The organism is Paracidovorax wautersii, from assembly GCF_031453675.1.
Classification (GTDB): domain Bacteria; phylum Pseudomonadota; class Gammaproteobacteria; order Burkholderiales; family Burkholderiaceae_C; genus Paracidovorax.
Map to the genome: position 1 here is coordinate 1,840,522 of NZ_JAVIZX010000001.1, position 16,690 is coordinate 1,857,211.

Below are 16,690 nucleotides of genomic sequence, written 5' to 3' on the forward strand. Positions count from 1 at the left end.
TGCCGGCCATGCGCCGCAGGGCGGCGGCGCTGTGGCTCGTGGGGCTGGCGCTGGCATTCGTCCTTGCCGCCGGCTGGCCCGGCCTGGCCCGCGCCGAAGGGCAGGGCGCGGTCGCCGAAATGGTGGTGGAGCCCGCGCCCGAGGGTCTGTTCCTGTCGGCCTCCACCCAGTTCGACATGCCCACGCTGGCAGAGGATGCGCTCTACAAGGGCATCTCGATGTACTTCGTGGCCGAGGCCGAGGTGCTCCAGGAGCGCTGGTACTGGTCCGACAAGGTCGTCGCCCGGGCGGCACGCCACATGCGGCTGAGCTACCAGCCCCTCACCCGCCGCTGGCGGCTGAACCTGTCGTCCGGCCCCTTTGCCGCCAGCGGCCTGGGCGTCTCCCTGGGACAGAACTTCGAAGACCTGGCCGATGCGCTGGCCGCCATGGAGCGCATTTCGCGCTGGAAGATCGCCGACGCCAGCGCCCTGGATCGGGGCGCAGACTATGTCGTCAACTTCCAGTTCCGGCTGGACATGTCGCAGCTGCCGCGCCCCTTCCAGATCGGGGCCATGGGGCGCTCGGGCTGGACCCTGCTCATGTCGCGCACCGCCACGGTCCGCTTCGCGGACCCTGAATGATGGCCGAGCTGCCGCCAGACGCCTCCTCCGTGCGCGCTGCAAACCAGTCGCGCGGTATCCGCCGGGCGGTCGGCATCAGCATCGCCGTCATGTGCGCCATCGGCCTGGTGCTGATGTTCCTGCTGACGCTGGCCACCAACAACCGCGCCATGTACGAGCGCAACTATGCCTGGCTGCTGGGCGTCAACATCTTTGTGGCCGTGCTGCTGCTGGCCGTGCTGGTCTGGGTGGCGTTGCGCTTGGTGATGCGCCTGCGCCGCGGACGCTTCGGCAGCCGGCTACTCATCAAGCTGGCCGGCATCTTCGCCGTGGTGGGCGTCGTGCCGGGGCTGCTGATCTACGTGGTGTCCTACCAGTTCGTGTCCCGCTCGATCGAAAGCTGGTTCGATGTCCGCGTCGAGGGCGCACTCTCTGCAGGCGTCAGCCTGGCGCGGGTCACCCTGGACACCATGGCTGCTGACATGGCCAGCAAGACGCGGTCCGCCAGCTCGCAGCTGGCCCAGGTGCCGGATGCCGCCGCCGGCCTCGTGCTGGAGCGGGTGCGTGACGAGCTCGGCGCCACCGATGTGGTGCTGTGGAGCGCATCGGGCCAATTCATCGCCAGCGCAGGGCAGTCGCGCTTCAGCCTGAGTCCCGAGCGCCCAGGGCAGCAGCAGTTCCGCAACGCCCGCCAGCAGCGCACCACCTTCCAGATCGAAGGGCTGGACGACATCACCGATCCGGCGGCCGCCGAGAACGCGCGCGTGAAGACGCTGGTCACCGTGCTGAGCCCGGGGGTCGGCGTGCTGGTGGAGCCCCGTTACCTACAGGCCACGCTGCCCCTGCCGTCCGCGCTGGTCGCCAACGCCATCGCCGTGCAGGAGGCCAACCGCGAGTACCAGGAGAGGGCGCTGGCGCGCGGCGGATTGCAGCGCATGTACATCGGCACGCTCACGCTCAGCCTGTTTTTGGCGGTGTTCGGCGCATTGCTGCTTGCGGTGTTGCTCGGCAACCAGCTGGCACGGCCTCTGTTGATGCTGGCCGAAGGCGTGCGAGAGGTGGCCTCCGGCGACCTGCGGCCCAAGGCCGTGTTGCAGAGCCGCGATGAACTGGGTGGATTGACGCGCTCCTTCGCGGTCATGACCCAGCAATTGGCCGACGCCCGCGCTGCCGTGGAGCAGAGCATGGGAGCGGTGGATTCCGCCCGGGCCAATCTACAGACCATCCTGGACAACCTCACCGCCGGTGTCATCGTGCTGGACGCGCATGGCGTGGTCCGCTCCAGCAACCCGGGAGCCACACGCATCCTGCGCGCGCCCATGGCGGCGTACGAAGGCCGGCCGCTGGCCGACGTGCCCGGGCTGGCCGACTTCGCCACGGCGGTGCAGGCCCATTTCGAGAACTTCCTCGGCGACCGGGACCATCATGGCTTGGACCACTGGCAGCACCCGTTCGAGCTGCATTCCCCGGGCGGCGGCATGGGCGCCAACGGAACCAGCCTGGTAGCGCGGGGTGCGGAACTGCCCGATGCCACACGCCTGCTGGTGTTCGACGACATCTCGGAAATCGTGTCCGCCCAGCGCGCCCAGGCCTGGGGCGAGGTGGCACGCCGGCTGGCCCACGAAATCAAGAACCCGCTCACGCCCATCCAGCTGTCGGCGGAACGGCTGGAGATGAAACTGTCCGGCAAGCTGCCGGAGCCCGAGCAGGCCATCTTGACCAAGTCCGTGCGCACGATCGTCGACCAAGTGGATGCGATGAAACGGTTGGTCAACGAGTTCCGCGATTACGCGCGCCTGCCCGCCGCCGAACTGCACGCCCTGGATCTGAACGCGCTGGTGACCGACATCCTGCACCTGTACGGCGCCGAGAATGCCCAGGTGGCGATCGAGGCGGAGCTGGACCCGCAGTGCCCACCCATCGCCGCAGACGCCCAGCAACTGCGGCAGGTGGTCCACAACCTGCTCCAGAATGCGCAGGACGCGACCGAACAGGCCGCGGAACAGGCGGGGGTGCCGCCGCCGCCCGTGCGCATCGTTACAAGGTGGAGCGCCTCGTCAGGACGGGTGCGCCTCACGGTGGCAGACGCGGGGCCGGGCTTTCCGGCGCACATCTTGCAAAGGGCCTTCGAGCCCTACGTCACGACCAAACCCCGCGGCACCGGGCTGGGGCTGGCGGTCGTGAAAAAGATCGCTGACGAGCATGGGGCTCGCATCGATCTGGTCAACCGGGTAGACGATGGGGTGGTCCGCGGCGCGCAAGTGTCGTTATCATTCGCCCCACAACATACGGTGGCAAGTTAACAACATCGCTCGCAGCAGCAAAGGCGCTCTCCAGCACATGGCAAATATTTTGGTGGTCGACGACGAACTGGGTATCCGGGATCTGTTGTCGGAAATTCTGAACGACGAAGGCCACAGCGTGGATCTCGCCGAGAACGCCACCCAGGCGCGCAACGCCCGTGCCGCGAACAGCTACGACCTGGTGCTGCTGGACATCTGGATGCCCGACACCGATGGCGTGTCGCTGCTCAAGGAGTGGGCCATGGCGGGCACGCTCAAGATGCCGGTGATCATGATGAGCGGCCATGCCACCATCGACACTGCCGTCGAAGCCACCCGCATCGGCGCCTTCTCCTTCCTCGAGAAGCCCATCACCCTGCAGAAGCTGCTCAAGGCCGTAGAGCAAGGCCTGGCCCGCAACACCGCCAGCCAGCAGGCTCCCGCCCTCGCTCCGCCGCCGCCTGCCGCGGCGGCCGCACCCGCTGCCGAGGGTGCCCCATCCCATGCGCTGCCCGCGGTGCCTCCCCCCGTGACCGCGACCATCGATCCCGGGCCGCTGTCTCACCAAGGGTTCGATCTCGACCGCCCCCTGCGTGAAGCCCGGGACGGCTTCGAAAAGGCCTACTTCGAATTCCATCTTGCCCGCGAAGGTGGCTCCATGACCCGTGTGGCCGAGAAGACGGGCCTGGAACGCACCCACCTGTACCGCAAGCTGCGCCAACTGGGCGTGGACCTGGGCCGCAACAAGCGCGGCTGACAGATCTCACAAAATAAAAGCGCGAAGTCGGCCGATCGGTCGATTTCGTGGCTATAATTCAAGGCTCAGGCCCGGTAGCTCAGTTGGTAGAGCAGCGGATTGAAAATCCGCGTGTCGATGGTTCGATTCCGTCCCAGGCCACCACATCCAATTCTGCGGAAATCTAGGACTTCGCAGATCCAACAAAAAAGCCCTCACGTGACAACACGGTAGGGCTTTTTTGTTGTCTGGGAAGATTCAGAATCTTCCAGCCCAAACCAGTCGTCTCGCAGCAGCTACTACGGTATCAGCCGGAAGAATCGGTGCTGTTACTGCGGTGCATCGAACCGCATGCGCTACTGCCCGAAAGGGCACTGGAAGTGATCACAAGCGAACAAGTCATCAAGAACATCGCACTCGGAAGTCGGGTGTTTGAACGAGGCGGGCTGTACCTTATCGCGGCAAAGACGAGCACTCGCCTACACGGCTGGCGCTTCGACGACACCTTCGAGGGGAAACGCGAGCGTCTTGGGATCGCCGAAACACGCTTGAGGACAGGTCCGGGCCTCGCCCTTGGCATTTTTGCCTCCCCGACACATCACGTCATCTGATGTGTCGGGGAAACCGGGGGGGAAGCCCACGGTGCCGCGCACCAGCCTCGTTGTGTCAGCATGGCGTGGGCCTCGTGGCCTATCATCGCCGGGCGTTGGAATGCAACGCGTTCACCACGGAGCGATGCCTTGCTGCGCCACGTTGCCATTGCCTGCGTTTCGTTGCTGTGTGCCGGCGCGGCCTGGAGCGATGAGTGGTTCACCGTTCACGGGTATCCGAACCAGCCCGAAGACGATCTGGTCGAGGTCAACCCCACGGCCGTCGACATGAGCGGGCAGCAGGTGGTGTCGTTGCGTGTTTCCCGCAAGGACGTGCGCACCAGCTTCCAGGGGCATCGGTACCGCTCCTACTTCGGTACGGCAGTGATCGATTGCACCGCCCGCCGCGGCTGGTATCTGGCCAACCGTTACTACCTACAACCGATGTGGGGCGGACCGGTGACGGCCGAGGAGTCTTTCCGCCCCGGCGAGGCCCCCGTGGCTTTCAAAGACATGCCCGGAGATGCCGCCCGCAAGATCGTGCAGGCGGCCTGCAGCCGGAAGGCGCGCTCCTGAGGCGACCGTCGCTCAGAACAGGTTGAACCGCCAAGCCGCGTAGGCCAGGCCGGCCAGCGCCGCGGCGCCAAGGGCCAGCGCCCACGCGCCGCCGTGCGACTCCGCAAAGGGGTCGTCCAGCATGCGGCGTGCGTTGGGCGGCACGTGCGCCGTTTGTGAGAGCGAACTGCCCAGCCGGGTGTTGATCCGCATGCGCCCGTTGATTGCCCAGCCGCTGGCGTCCAGGATCGGGCCCAGGCTGCGCTGGCGCAGCTTGAGCCACGCGATCAGCATGCTGGGGCCCGAGATGGCGAGCACGATACCCAACAGCGCCAGCGGAATCCATGGCCCCATGTCCACGAACTTGGCGAACACGCCGACCAGCACGGCGCTGATGCTGCCCAGCGCCACGCCGATGGCGGCCACGGTGCCGACGTCCGTGCGCCGCGGCGCCTCGGGGGTCGGAGCGGCTGCCGCGGCCGGGGCGCTCAGGTTCGTGTTGGCCAGGGTGGTGGCCGTGCTGCCCAGGGACTTCTCCACGCGCGAGTCACTGGCCGCCGCGCGCTTGGCCACCTGCTCTTCGATCATGCGCAGGAACTTTTTGTACGGCGAGAAGAAGGCCTGCGCGATGCTGGTGGGGTTCTCGATCAGCTTGGTGATGGTCGCATCCCAATCCCGGCCCTTGCGGTCGTAGAACACGCCGTTGCGGCCGATGAACAGAAAGTCGACATCGCCCGCGGTGAAGGCGGCAACGATGGATTGCTTCTGCACACCCTTCTTCGGATCGGTGCGCACACAGTCGCAGTACGCAAGATAGGTCTTGGCCAGCCCGGCCAGCTTGGCATGCTTGGCGGCGTCGGCCACCTGCACGGTGAGGTCGCAGCTGCGGGCATCCAGGTAGAGCGTGCCGGCCTGGAACACCGCGCCTTCGCGCTGGTAGAACGCCGAGAACGACACGAAGTTGTTCAGCAGCCGTAGCAGGTCACGCTTGAAGCGCAGCAGCCGCTCCAGCGCCAGCGTGTGGTCGTTGTGGGTTTTCTCGGCCTCGTCCTGGTCGATGAGCGCCATCACGCGCTGCTCGGCGTCGCCGTGCAGCACTTCGGCGAACGCCTTGTCGCCCTCGATGGCCGCCAGCGGCGTGGCGGGCTTGTCCGCCAGCCACTGCTGTGCCGGCGCTAGGGCCTCCTGCAACTGCTGCCACTCCGCTTCGTTCAACGTGTCCTTGCTGTCGCCCAGCAGCGGCGCCACGGCCTTGTGCTGGAACGTTGCCAGGGCCTTCGCCCAGGCGGGATTCACGCCGCGCAGCAGCGGCAGGCTGGTCGTGGGGCCGATCGGCGACACAGGGGCGACCGGCAGGGCCGCCATGGCCTTGGACGACAGCGCCAAGTCGCCTTCGGCCATGGCGGCATATTCTTCTTTCGACGGATTGAGCGCAGACGCCGCCCGCAGGTCGTAGGCCGCCAGACGGGCACGCGCGAAGAAATCATCGATCTTGCTGCGCACGGCGTTGAGCGCCAGGGCCGCATCCACCGTGCCCTCGCCCAGCGGCAGATGGGCGGTGGCGCTGCGCGCACCGTCGCTCCACTGGCGCAGCTTGCGCACCTGGGCAAAGAAGGCTTCCGCACGCTCGCGGTCCACGCCGGCGGGCTGATCGTCTACGGCCTTGGCTTCGCCCTGCAGCTGCATGATCCAGCGGATGGTCTGGCGGGCCAGCGCGTCGTCGGCCGCCGTCTCGGGGCTCACCACGCCATCGCCGTTGAAGCGCATCTCGCTCAGCACCTCGCTGCGCTGCGACACGGTGGCCAAGTCGATGGACGTGGCGTCGGTTCGCCCGGCCAGTTCCAGGATGCGGCGCGCCTGCGCGGCAAGCGCGCGGCCCTCATCGGTATCGGCCAGCGCGTCGAGCATGAGCACATCGGACGGCTGCGCCAGTTCTTCCGGATCGCGCACCATGCTGCAGGCCCATGCGCAGGCCGCCAGCAGTTCGGGGGGGCGGATGCGTCCGTCGTGGTCGGTGTCGATGAGGTCCAGCGTGCGGGTGTCGAACTCGATGCCGCGCGTAGGGCAGGCCAGCGCCACCCACAGTTTCTGGTCCAGCTCCGGCAGGTGCGCGATGTCGGCGCCCGTGCGGATGATGACCTGGTCCACGCCTCCTGCGCGGAAGAACTGCCATGGGTGCTGCGGTCGTGCCTGCATCTGCGTGTGTACCTTGGAAAATGGGTTGGGAAGACCGTATTGGAACCCAGGCGCAGGCCCTGTAGGGCGATGGCGCAAATGCGGTTGCGCAGGTGACTTCGCCCTGCCATGCGCTTGGGCTACAGTGCCCGCATGGATGCATTCACCCGTTCGCTCAAGCTGTCCGGAGCCAGCAATTTCCGCGACCTCGGAGGCTATGTGGGGCTCGATGGCCGGCCGGTGCGTTGGCGCCGTATCTTCCGTTCCGACCATCTGGCTGCGCTCACGCCGCAAGACACCGCGCTGCTTGCGAGCCTGCAGCTCTCGCGGGCCTTCGATTTCCGCGGCGCTGCCGAGCGCACCGCACTCGCGTACACCTTGCCCGATGTGGCCTACCACGCGCTGTCCATCGAGCCCACCGTTGTGCAACGGGCCAAGGACATGGCCCTGGCCGGCCAGCAGATCAGCGCAGCGATTGCCGTGGAGCTCATGCAGGACACGTACCGCGCCTTCGTCAACGACAACACCGAGCAGTTCGCCACGCTGTTCGCGCACCTGCTCGCCGACGACGCTCCGCTGGTGTTCCATTGCACGGCCGGCAAGGACCGCACCGGTTTCGCGGCGGCCCTCATCCTGTCCGCGCTGGGGGTCCCGCGCGATGTCGTCATGCAGGACTACCTGCTCACCAATACCCTGTACCTGCGCCCCGCCGGGTTGGCGGGCCATACCCCGGAAGAGGTGCTGAACGTGCTGTGGCGCGTGCAGGAGGAATTTCTGGAGGCGGCACTGCACGCCGTCGACCACGACCATGGCGGCATGCAGCGCTACCTCGCCGAGCGGCTGCGCGTGGGCCCGGCCGAGCTGCGGCGCCTGGCCGCGCTGTACCTGCAGCCCGCCGCGGGCTGATGCCCGTGGCCGCATGAAAAAAGCCGGCGCAAGGCCGGCTTTTTTCTTCGCGGTGTGCGCGGCGGCCTTGCAGGCCGCAACCCATCAGACCGTGGCGTCCTTCAGCTTCTTCAGCGCGCGGGTCTTGATCTTGACCGATGCGGGCTTGGCGGGGAACCAGCGCTCTTCGCCCGTGAACGGGTCCTTGCCGAAGCGCTTCTTCTTGGCGGGGATCTGCTGCAGGCCGATCTTCAGCAGGCCAGGCAGCGTGAATTCGCCAGAGCCCTTCTTGTGCACCGAGGCCAGGATGGCCGACTCCAGTGCGGCCAGCACTGCCTTGGCCACCTTGGGTTCCACGGAGGCTTGTTGGGCCAGGTGGGCGACCAGGGTGGTCTTGTTGAAGGTGTCCTTCAGGGGCTTCAGGGCTGCGGGTGCGGCCTTGGCAGCGGGGGCGGCCGCCTTCTTGGCTGCGGGAGCAGCGGCCTTCTTTGCAGGAGCGGCCTTCTTGGCGGCCGGAGCGGCGGCCTTCTTGGCTACGGGTGCAGCCTTGACGGATGCGGCCTTCTTTGCGGGTGCAGCGGTTTTCTTTGCAGTTGCCATGGTGTTGGTATCTCTTTAGGAATGTGGAACACGCCAGCGGTGCTGGTCGGCGGATTCTAGGTGTGTTTGTCTTTGCCAGTACATGGGGCAGGCGCAAATGGTTGCAGAAAACCCCGTGGAAACAGCCCATTCGGGCGGTTGGCGCGCTGGCGCACGCGTCCGCAGGGCCTGCGCAGCGCTCTTCGCACAACACCCGGGCAGGGCCGGATGCGCCGGCGCGCCATGCGCTTCAGAATGGTCCGCAGCGCAGGCGCCCGCCGCGGTTGCTGCTGACGCGCAGCACGGCCGGCACGCGCGGCCCCGCATCCTTCCACGGAGACCTTGCACATGCAGACACCGCCGCCAGCGCCGGACTACGGCCGCTACACCACCTTGCACATCACCCGGCGCGGCGCGCAGGGCCATGTGCTCGATATCCAGATGAAGGCCCTCAACGGCAAGCTGCCGACCGCCGGGCACGACGGCCACCGCGAGCTGGCGGCCATCTGGCGCGACGTGGCCGACGACGACAGCGTGCGCTGCGCTGTGCTGCGCGGCGACGGCGCGGGCTTCTCGGGCGGTGGCGACCTGGCGATGGTGCAGGACATGACGCAGGACGACGCCGTGCGCCGGCGCATCTGGAAAGAGGCGCGCGAGCTGGTCTACCAGCTGATCAACTGCGACAAGCCCATCGTCTCGGCCATGCACGGGCCTGCGGTGGGCGCGGGCCTCGTCGCCGGCTTGCTGGCGGACATCTCCATCGCTGCGCGCAGCGCCAAGATCGTCGACGGCCACACGCGCCTGGGCGTGGCGGCGGGCGACCATGCCGCTATTGTGTGGCCGCTGCTGTGCGGCATGGCCAAGGCCAAGTACCACCTGTTGCTGTGCGAGCCGCTCAGCGGCGAAGAGGCCGAGCGCATCGGCCTGGTGTCGCTAGCCGTGCCGGACGAAGAGCTGCTGCCCCGCGCCTACGCGGTGGCCGACCGGCTGGCGGCCGGCGCGCAGACGGCCATCCGCTGGACCAAGTACGCGCTCAACAACTGGCTGCGCCAGGCCGGGCCCACTTTCGATGCCTCGCTGGCGCTGGAGTTCATGGGCTTTGCGGGCGACGAGGCGCGCGAAGGCGTGGCGGCGCTGCGCGAGAAGCGCCCGCCCCGGTTCTGAGCGCTGACGCCAGGACGCCACCTTCTCCGACGGGCGCGCGGGCCTTTCGCGCAGCGCTTGGCGTTAAGCTGTGCGGACCCGTTGTCCACCTTGCCAGGAGCAGCCATGAGCGACACCTCTCCCTTCGGTTTCGGGCGCTTCGTCCCCGGATTCGACTTCCTGCAGAACCTTGCCAAGGGCTCCGCCGCCGGCATGCCCTCGATGTCCCATTGGGTGGCGCCCACGGTCAGCGTGGAGGAGCTGGAAAAACGCATCGAGGAACTCAAGGCCGTGCAGTTCTGGCTGGAGCAGAACAGCCGCGCGCTTGCGGCGACCATCCAGGCGCTGGAAGTGCAGAAGATGACGCTGGCCACGCTCAAAGGCATGAACGTGGCCATGGGCGACCTGGCGGGAGCTTTCGCAGGCAAAGGTGCGGAGGCGTTTGCCCCTCCGCCCGCGGCGGCACCCACAGATCCTCGGCCAGCGCAGCCTGCGCAGGGCCACGGCGATGGCACCGATGAAGACGCCGACCGCATTCCGCCGGAGGACGTCGACGCTGACGCGGAAGGCCGCGCCACCCCCGGCGTCGTCGATCCCCTGCAGTGGTGGACCGCGCTGGGCACGCAGTTCCAGCAGATCGCCGCCAGCGCCCTCAAGGACGCTACGGCCCACCCGTCGGCGCTCGACGCCACGCGCGACATGGCCGCGCAGGCCCTCAAGACTGCGACCGGCATGGCCTCGCAGTTTGCCGCCCAGGGCGCTCAAGGCATGCAGGACATGCAGGACATGCAGGACGCCACCCGCCGCGCCGCGCAGGCCGCAGGAGCCGCTGGATCGAAGCCGGCCGCCGCCCCCAGCAAGAAGAAACCCGCGCGCAAGGCGCCCAACCAGGGCACCGCCAGCCGGCGTACGGCCGCTGCGGCGCCGGCCGCGCCCCGCGCCCGCAAGGCCGGCACCCCGCCCCCCGCGCCCGCTGCTGCTGCGCGCAAGGCACCTGCCCGCCGCAGCCGCCCCGCCGGCGGCTGAGGGCGCGCGCAGGGGCTGTGCGTCGCCGCTCCCTGCGCATCCCGCTCCTGCCGTTCCACGCCGCACCGCCCACGAGACCCGGATGCCACGACCATGAAACTCTTTCCCCACGGCCACGCGACCCACCCGCAGTGGCGCATGGCTGCCGCGCTGGTGCTGGCCCAGCTGCGCGCCCAGATGGCACTGCCGCAGTACGCCGCCGCGCCCACGCTCGGGTTGCTCTACATCACCGACCACTACGCGGACGAGGCGCAGGCGCTGCTCGACTTTCTGGCCGCCGAGCTGCCCGAGGTGACGGACTGGAGCGGCACGGTCGGCGTCGGCGTGGCTGCCAACAATGCGGAGTATTTCGACGAGCCCGCGCTGTCGCTGATGCTGCTCGACCTGTCGCCCGACCAGTACCGGGTGTTTTCCGGCGTGGCGCCGCTGGCGCGCAGCACGGCGGCGGGCTTCGTGCCGCACACGGCGCTGGTGCATGCCGATGGCGATACGCCTGAGTTGGCGGAGCTGATCGACGAGATGGCCGAGCGCACCGCCAGCGGCTACCTGTTCGGCGGCCTGGCGGCGAGCCGGCGCCAGAGTGCGCAGTTCGCGGTGGGTGGCAACGGCAACATCGCCGGGCAGGGCGCGGCCGGTGGCGTGTTCGACGGCGGCCTCTCGGGCGTGGCCTTCGGGCCCGGCGTGCGGCTGCTGTCGCGCGTCACCCAGGGCTGCCAGCCGGTGGGGGCGCTGGCCACCATCACCGCCGCGCAGGACAACGTGGTGCTGGAGCTGGACCACGAACCGGCGCTGGACGTACTGCTCGACACGCTGCAGGTCTCGCTCGACGCCAACCCGCAGCCCGCCCTGCAGCGCGTGCGCGCCACCATGGCCGGCCTGGTCGATGCCGGCACACAGCCCGCGGGGCGCGCCGGCCACTTCGGCACCGATGTGCGCGTGCGCCACATCGTGGGGCTGGACGCCACGCGCCGCGGCGTCGCGCTGACCGAGCGGGTGGAGACGGGCATGCGGCTCGCCTTCTGCCAACGCAACGTGGCGGCCGCGCGGGCCGACCTGATGCGCATCTGCGCAGAGATCCGCGAAGAGCTGGAGCCCGACGAACTGGAGCACGGCCTGGCGCCCACCGCGCCCGGCGATGGCAGCGAACGCAGTGTGCTGGCGCAGGTGCTCTCGGGCGGCGCGGCGCTGCCAGAGCAGCGCATCCGGGGCGCGGTCTACGTCAGCTGCTCCGGCCGGGGCGGCCCCCACTTCGGCGGCCCCAGCGCGGAGCTGCAGATCGTGCGCCACGCCCTGGGCGACGTGCCGCTGGTGGGCTTCTTCGCCGCCGGCGAGATCGCGCACCACCGGCTCTACGGCTACACGGGCGTGCTCACCGTCTTCGTGGGCGACGAGACCACGGCCTGAACCCGGCGCACTTCATTTTGATAGCGCTTGGCGCTTTGTCCATCGGCGATTCAATGCTCTTTTGCATGAGATCGCTTATGTGGAAAGCGCAAGGTGCTCCGTTATTGGTAGCGGATAGGGGCCCCGACACCGCTGTCCGCATGCCGTCCGGATCGCTGCGACAGGTCGCTCACCCCGCTGGCTGCAGCACCGGCGCCACCGCGCGCGGAAGTCCGGCGAAGGCGAAGTCCAGCTCCGGCGCCAGCCCGCTCACGATGCGCGCGATCGACTTGCCCGAGCCGCAGGCGTGCGTCCAGCCCAGCGTGCCGTGACCCGTGTTGAGGAACAGGTTGGGCAGCTTCGTGCGGCCGATGAGCGGGACGTTGCTTGGCGTGGCCGGGCGCAGGCCCGTCCAGAACTGCGCCTGCGCCGTATCGCCCGCGCCGGGAAACAGCTGCTCCACGCGCTTCACGATGGCCTCGCAGCGCACGGGGTTCAGGTCGCGGCCATAGCCGTTGAGTTCGGCGGTGCCGGCAATGCGCATCACGTCGCGCGCCGGCTGATCGCCTTGCGCCGGGCGCGTGTAGCGCGAGAAGACCAGCTTGTACTCGTCGTCCGTCAGGCTGACCTCGTAGGCGGCGGAGGCGTCGCGCACGGGCAGCGTGACCGAGTAGCCCTTGGCCGGATAGATGGGCAGGCGCAGGCCCAGGGGCTCGGCCAGCAGCGGGCTGAACGAGCCCATGGCCAGCACGTAGGCATCGCCGCGCACGCGTTCGAAGCGGCCCTGCGCATCGGTGATCTCCACGTGGTCGATGGCACCGCCTGCGGAGCGCAGCGCGGTGATGTGGCAGCCCATGCGGAACTGCACGCCGGCGGCCTCGGCCCGCTGAGCCAGTGCGCGCGTGAAGGCGTTGGCGTCGCCGGATTCGTCGGCTTCGGTGTAGGTGGCGCCCGCCAGCTGCGAGCGGATGGATGCCAGGGCCGGTTCGATGCGCACGGCCTCGTCGGCGCTCACCACACGGCGCTCGCAGCCGAGCTGGCGCATCTGCTCGGCCGGCGCGAGGGCGCCGTCGAACTCCTTGGGGCTCGTATAGAAGTGCAGGATGCCCTGCATGCGCTGGTCGTACTGAATGCCGGTATCGCGGCGCAGCTGCTGCAGCGTGTCGCGGCTGTAGGTGCCCAGGCGCACGATCTGCTCGATGTTGTGGCGTGTGCGCGCCGGCGTGCATTCGCGCAGGAACTGCAGGCCCCAGAGCCACTGGCGCATGTCGGCACGCAGGCGAAAGAGCAGCGGCGCATCTTCGCGGCCCAGCCACTGCAGCACCTTGAGCGGGGCGCTCGGGTTGGCCCAGGGCTCGGCGTGGCTCACCGAGATCTGCCCGCCGTTGGCGAAGCTGGTCTCTGCGCCGGGCGTGGCCTGGCGGTCGATCACGGTCACTTCGTGGCCGAGTTGCTGGAGGAAGTAAGCGGAGGTGGTGCCGAGCAAGCCGGCGCCGAGGACGATCACGCGCATCTTCAAACCTTTCGAGGGTGAAGCGCCGGGCGTGCGCGTGCAGGCAGCTATGGATCGATAGCGTGCAGCAGGCGCGTGGCCCGGCTGCCGCTCCCCCTGTCCTTGGTACCTGAGAGATTCACGCTGCGCCAATGGGGTGCAGCACTTGCTCCTTCGGTGCGCCACGGCATGCGTGGCGGCTCTCCAGACGGCTTTGATGGTGGTGCAGTACGGGACCTGAGCGTGTATGGGAGTTTGCGCCTTCGGTGGAACGCCAGCGGGGCCGGGCCGTTCACTCTCCTGCGGGGCGGATCGTAGCAGCGAAACCGCGCCGCGCATAGCGCCCGGCGCGGCCGCGGGTTCAGCCGGCCTGCGGGAAGACCGCTTCGCCCAGGTTCAGCATCAGGCGGTTGGCCCAGGCGAAGAGGGCGGCGGCGTGCAGGGCATCCAGAATTTCCAGATCGGAAAGGCCCGCATCGCGCAGCGGCTGCAGGTGCTGCGCGCCGAATGCGCCCGGCGTGCGGGTCAGGGCAGCGCTGGCCTGCACGATGGCGCGTTCGCGGGCGTTGGTGCCGGCGCCGTCGGGCTCGGTGAAGATCTGCGCCATCACATCGTTGCGCTTGGCCAGCTGCTCGAAGCGCTGGGCGTGCACGGAGGCGCAGTACACGCAGCCGTTCACGCGCGAGACCACGGTGCTGGCCACCTCGCGTTCGGCGCGGGAGAGGCCGCCCGGGGCATACATGATGGCGTTGAACGCCTGCGACCGTTCGGACAGCACACGCGGCTGGTGTGCCAGCAGCAGGTAGAAGTCCGAGGTGCGGGCCTTGGGGTGGCTCAGGTCGAGCACGGCGTTCTGCTCGTCGGTGGCGGCGGCCGGGTCGAGCACGGGCAGCCAGGCCTTCCAGTCCAGCGTCTCGCTGGTGTAGCCGTTCACGCGCAACGGCTCGCCGGGGGCGGGCAGGTTGGCGGGGTGGATGAAGGGCGGGGCGTCGGCGGTCTGCAAGGGCGCGGGGGGCGCCGCATCGGCGTCGCCCAGCTGCGCCAGGGCCGCCACGCCGGCCACCACGCGCAACTGGTAGGTGACGAAACCGATCAGCTGTGCCAGCAGCACGGTGTCGGGCACCGACAGGCCTGCGGCGGGCAGCGCCTGCAGCGCGGCTTGGTCGCTCTCGGCGGGGTGCGTGGCCAGCGTGCGCACGAAGTGCACGATGGCTTGCAGGCGCGCATCGGCGATGGCGGCATCGGGCGTGTCCACCAGCGCCTGCAGCGCCGGTGCCGGGTTCAAGGGCTGCAGCGCCCCGCGGTAGTGGGCCGCCAGCGCGGGCAGGCCGCTCACACGGGTGATGTCGTGCGCCACGGCCAGGCGCTCGGCCTGTGTCAGGCCGCCGGGCAGACCGGGGTCGAACAGTGCGTCTTCACAGCCCTGGGTGGCGAGGGCGACCTTGTCGCGCTGGTGGCGCACGGTGTGCGCGGCGCTGCCCGGCGCAAGGCCGGCGATCTGGTCGATGGTGTCGTGTGGGGTGGTCGTGGTCATGGCAGAGTGCAATCCAGAAAAATCAGGGGGCTGTCACGCGGGCAGGACGCGTTGCGCCGTATCGGCCGGCGTCCATTCGTCGCCCAGCAGCTCGGGCTCGGCATAGGCCTGCAGCACGTCGAAGTGGTGCTCCACATCTTCGCAGTAGAACAGGCCGGCCAGACCCGTCGCCAGGCGCCGCGCGCCGTCGCTGATGGCCGGGATGTCGCCCGATACCGTGCCGTGCGACAGCGCGGCGGGGTAGCAGAAGCAGTGGATGCGCTCCAGGCCCGGGCAGGCCCCGGGTGTGCGCTGCTGGAACTCGAACACGGGGCCCAGGTCGGGCGAGTCGGCCAGCTCCTGGTCTTCGTCGCCCGCGGGCGGCTGGTAGCGCTCGCCCCAGGTGCGCACGTGCGGCGCGAAGGGCGCGTACTCGGGCTTTTGCGACCAGTCGATGGCAAAGCCCGTGGACACGATGAGAAAGTCGAACGCGAAGGTGCCGCGCGGCGTGGTGACGCGTAGCTCGGGGCCCGATGCGGCCACCCGCTGCACCGGACAGCCCAGGTGGAAGAACGCATTCGGGTGGCGCGACACGCGCAGCGTGCTGCCGTGCGGCGGCGGCACCTGCGTGGTGTTGATGTAGTGGCGGATGCGCCATTTCCATTCCGGAGGCAGCGCATGGTGGCCGTGCGTGAGGCCGGGCACGCCCGAGCCTTTCGACTTGTTGATGCGCGGCAGATCGGCGCGGCGCACCAGCAGGTCCACGCTCGCGGCGCCGCATTCCAGGGCGGTGGCTGCGCTGTCCATGGCGGACGACCCGGCGCCCACCACGCCCACGCGCTGGCCGCGCAGCGTGGCGTAGTCCAGCACGTCGGAGGAGTGCGCCCAGCGGCTGCGGTCCACACCGTGCATGAACGCCGGAATCTGCGGCCCGCCCAGCCCGTCGCGGCCGGTGGCCAGCACCACGCGGCGGGCGAACCAGGCCGTGGCGCGGCCGTCGGCCTGCACGTCCACTTGCACCAGGCCGTCATCGCGCGGGCGCACGGCCGTGACGGCGTGCCCGTTGCGCACGTCGGCTGCGGTCACGCGGCGGTACCAGCGCAGGTAGTCCATCCACTGCAGGCGCGGGATCTTGTCGAGCGCGGCCCAGGCGGCCTCGTCCCATTGGGCCTCGAACCAGGCGCGGAAGGTGAGCGAGGGCAGGCCGAGCGCAGGCCCTGTCAGCTCCTTGGGCGAGCGCAGCGTTTCCATGCGGGCCGTGGTGGCCCAGGGGCCTTCGTGGTCGAGCGGCGCGCGGTCCAGCAGCACGGCGCGGATGCCCTGCTGCGCCAAGGCCATGCTGGCCGCCAGCCCCGCCTGGCCCGCGCCGATGATGAGCACGTCGATGACCGGCTGGCCTGCGTGGGTGCGCTGCGGCAGCCAGGGCTTGGCGCGCCAGTTGAGCGTGAGCAGATCGTGCTGCAGCCGTTGTTCCAGCGCGGCCAGCCCGGCCGCGCCCAGAGGGGAGGAAATAGCCATGGAAAAGTCGATGCAGTAGAGGGCGTGTAGAGCAATGGGATCGGATAGCCATGCAGGCTAGCACCGTCACGGCGCATGAAACCGGCGCGGCCCCATACCAGCACCCCCGCGGAACTGGCTCTGCCAGGCCGCTGGGGGTGCCCCCCTTCCCGGGCGCGCAGCGCCACGAGAGAAGGGGGGAGCGGCGCAGCCGCTCAGGGGGTTGCCCTGA

General features: G+C 69.1%; 13 protein-coding genes, 1 tRNA gene and 2 riboswitches. Of the genes, 9 read left to right on the forward strand and 5 right to left on the reverse strand.

What is annotated here, in order from left to right; all coding sequences use genetic code 11:
* Nucleotides 1–8 precede the first annotated feature (8 nt).
* The 5 genes from QE399_RS08385 to QE399_RS08405 all read left to right on the forward strand — a co-directional run bounded on the left by QE399_RS08385 (nucleotide 9) and on the right by QE399_RS08405 (nucleotide 4,786).
* Nucleotides 9–623 carry a DUF4390 domain-containing protein gene (locus QE399_RS08385; RefSeq protein ID WP_405043369.1) on the forward strand — a complete coding sequence of 205 codons (615 nt, stop codon included), beginning with the start codon at nucleotides 9–11 and terminating at the stop codon, nucleotides 621–623.
* On the forward strand, nucleotides 623–2,905 hold the full coding sequence (locus tag QE399_RS08390; protein ID WP_309831979.1) for a sensor histidine kinase: 2,283 nt from the start codon (nucleotides 623–625) through the stop codon (nucleotides 2,903–2,905). Before QE399_RS08385 ends, QE399_RS08390 begins: the two co-directional genes overlap by 1 nt.
* Nucleotides 2,906–2,942: 37 nt before the next feature.
* The gene (locus QE399_RS08395; RefSeq protein WP_309827914.1) at nucleotides 2,943–3,641 is read left to right on the forward strand and encodes a response regulator; all 699 of its coding nucleotides are present in this window, start codon (nucleotides 2,943–2,945) and stop codon (nucleotides 3,639–3,641) included.
* A 68-nt stretch (nucleotides 3,642–3,709) separates the two neighbouring features.
* Nucleotides 3,710–3,785 (forward strand) — tRNA-Phe (locus QE399_RS08400).
* A 575-nt stretch (nucleotides 3,786–4,360) separates the two neighbouring features.
* On the forward strand, nucleotides 4,361–4,786 hold the full coding sequence (locus tag QE399_RS08405) for a surface-adhesin E family protein (RefSeq protein WP_309827916.1): 426 nt from the start codon (nucleotides 4,361–4,363) through the stop codon (nucleotides 4,784–4,786).
* 12 nt (nucleotides 4,787–4,798) lie between these two features.
* Here QE399_RS08405 and QE399_RS08410 read toward each other — a convergent pair whose 3' ends face one another.
* Nucleotides 4,799–6,961, reverse strand: coding sequence for a hypothetical protein (locus QE399_RS08410; protein ID WP_309827918.1), 2,163 nt, complete (start codon nucleotides 6,959–6,961; stop codon nucleotides 4,799–4,801).
* A 132-nt stretch (nucleotides 6,962–7,093) separates the two neighbouring features.
* Between QE399_RS08410 and QE399_RS08415 the strand changes: the two genes are divergently transcribed.
* Nucleotides 7,094–7,846, forward strand: coding sequence for a tyrosine-protein phosphatase (locus QE399_RS08415; protein WP_309827920.1), 753 nt, complete (start codon nucleotides 7,094–7,096; stop codon nucleotides 7,844–7,846).
* A gap of 84 nt (nucleotides 7,847–7,930) precedes the next feature.
* On the opposite strand, the gene QE399_RS08420 is transcribed toward QE399_RS08415, so the two are convergent.
* On the reverse strand, nucleotides 7,931–8,425 hold the full coding sequence (locus QE399_RS08420; protein ID WP_304271097.1) for an HU family DNA-binding protein: 495 nt from the start codon (nucleotides 8,423–8,425) through the stop codon (nucleotides 7,931–7,933).
* A 327-nt stretch (nucleotides 8,426–8,752) separates the two neighbouring features.
* Between QE399_RS08420 and QE399_RS08425 the strand changes: the two genes are divergently transcribed.
* The 3 genes from QE399_RS08425 to QE399_RS08435 all read left to right on the forward strand — a co-directional run bounded on the left by QE399_RS08425 (nucleotide 8,753) and on the right by QE399_RS08435 (nucleotide 11,977).
* Entirely contained in the window at nucleotides 8,753–9,568 is an 816-nt protein-coding gene (locus QE399_RS08425; protein ID WP_304271099.1) for an enoyl-CoA hydratase/isomerase family protein, read from the forward strand.
* Nucleotides 9,569–9,673: 105 nt separating this feature from the next.
* Nucleotides 9,674–10,573, forward strand: coding sequence for a PhaM family polyhydroxyalkanoate granule multifunctional regulatory protein (locus tag QE399_RS08430; protein WP_309827923.1), 900 nt, complete (start codon nucleotides 9,674–9,676; stop codon nucleotides 10,571–10,573).
* Nucleotides 10,574–10,666: 93 nt separating this feature from the next.
* Nucleotides 10,667–11,977: an FIST signal transduction protein gene (locus QE399_RS08435; protein WP_309827926.1), complete on the forward strand. Its 1,311-nt coding sequence runs from the start codon at nucleotides 10,667–10,669 to the stop codon at nucleotides 11,975–11,977.
* Between the two features lie 169 nt (nucleotides 11,978–12,146).
* On the opposite strand, the gene QE399_RS08440 is transcribed toward QE399_RS08435, so the two are convergent.
* From QE399_RS08440 to QE399_RS08450, 3 genes are all read right to left on the reverse strand, one after another.
* Nucleotides 12,147–13,469, reverse strand: coding sequence for a D-amino acid dehydrogenase (locus tag QE399_RS08440; protein ID WP_309827927.1), 1,323 nt, complete (start codon nucleotides 13,467–13,469; stop codon nucleotides 12,147–12,149).
* A gap of 86 nt (nucleotides 13,470–13,555) precedes the next feature.
* A riboswitch (glycine riboswitch) is annotated at nucleotides 13,556–13,666 on the reverse strand.
* Nucleotides 13,667–13,673: 7 nt separating this feature from the next.
* A riboswitch (glycine riboswitch) is annotated at nucleotides 13,674–13,752 on the reverse strand.
* Nucleotides 13,753–13,809: 57 nt separating this feature from the next.
* Nucleotides 13,810–14,982, reverse strand: coding sequence for a CMD domain-containing protein (locus QE399_RS08445; RefSeq protein WP_309827929.1), 1,173 nt, complete (start codon nucleotides 14,980–14,982; stop codon nucleotides 13,810–13,812).
* Nucleotides 14,983–15,015: 33 nt separating this feature from the next.
* A complete protein-coding gene (locus tag QE399_RS08450) occupies nucleotides 15,016–16,479 on the reverse strand; it encodes a SidA/IucD/PvdA family monooxygenase (protein WP_309827931.1) in 1,464 nt (487 codons plus the stop codon).
* Nucleotides 16,480–16,690: the final 211 nt, after the last annotated feature.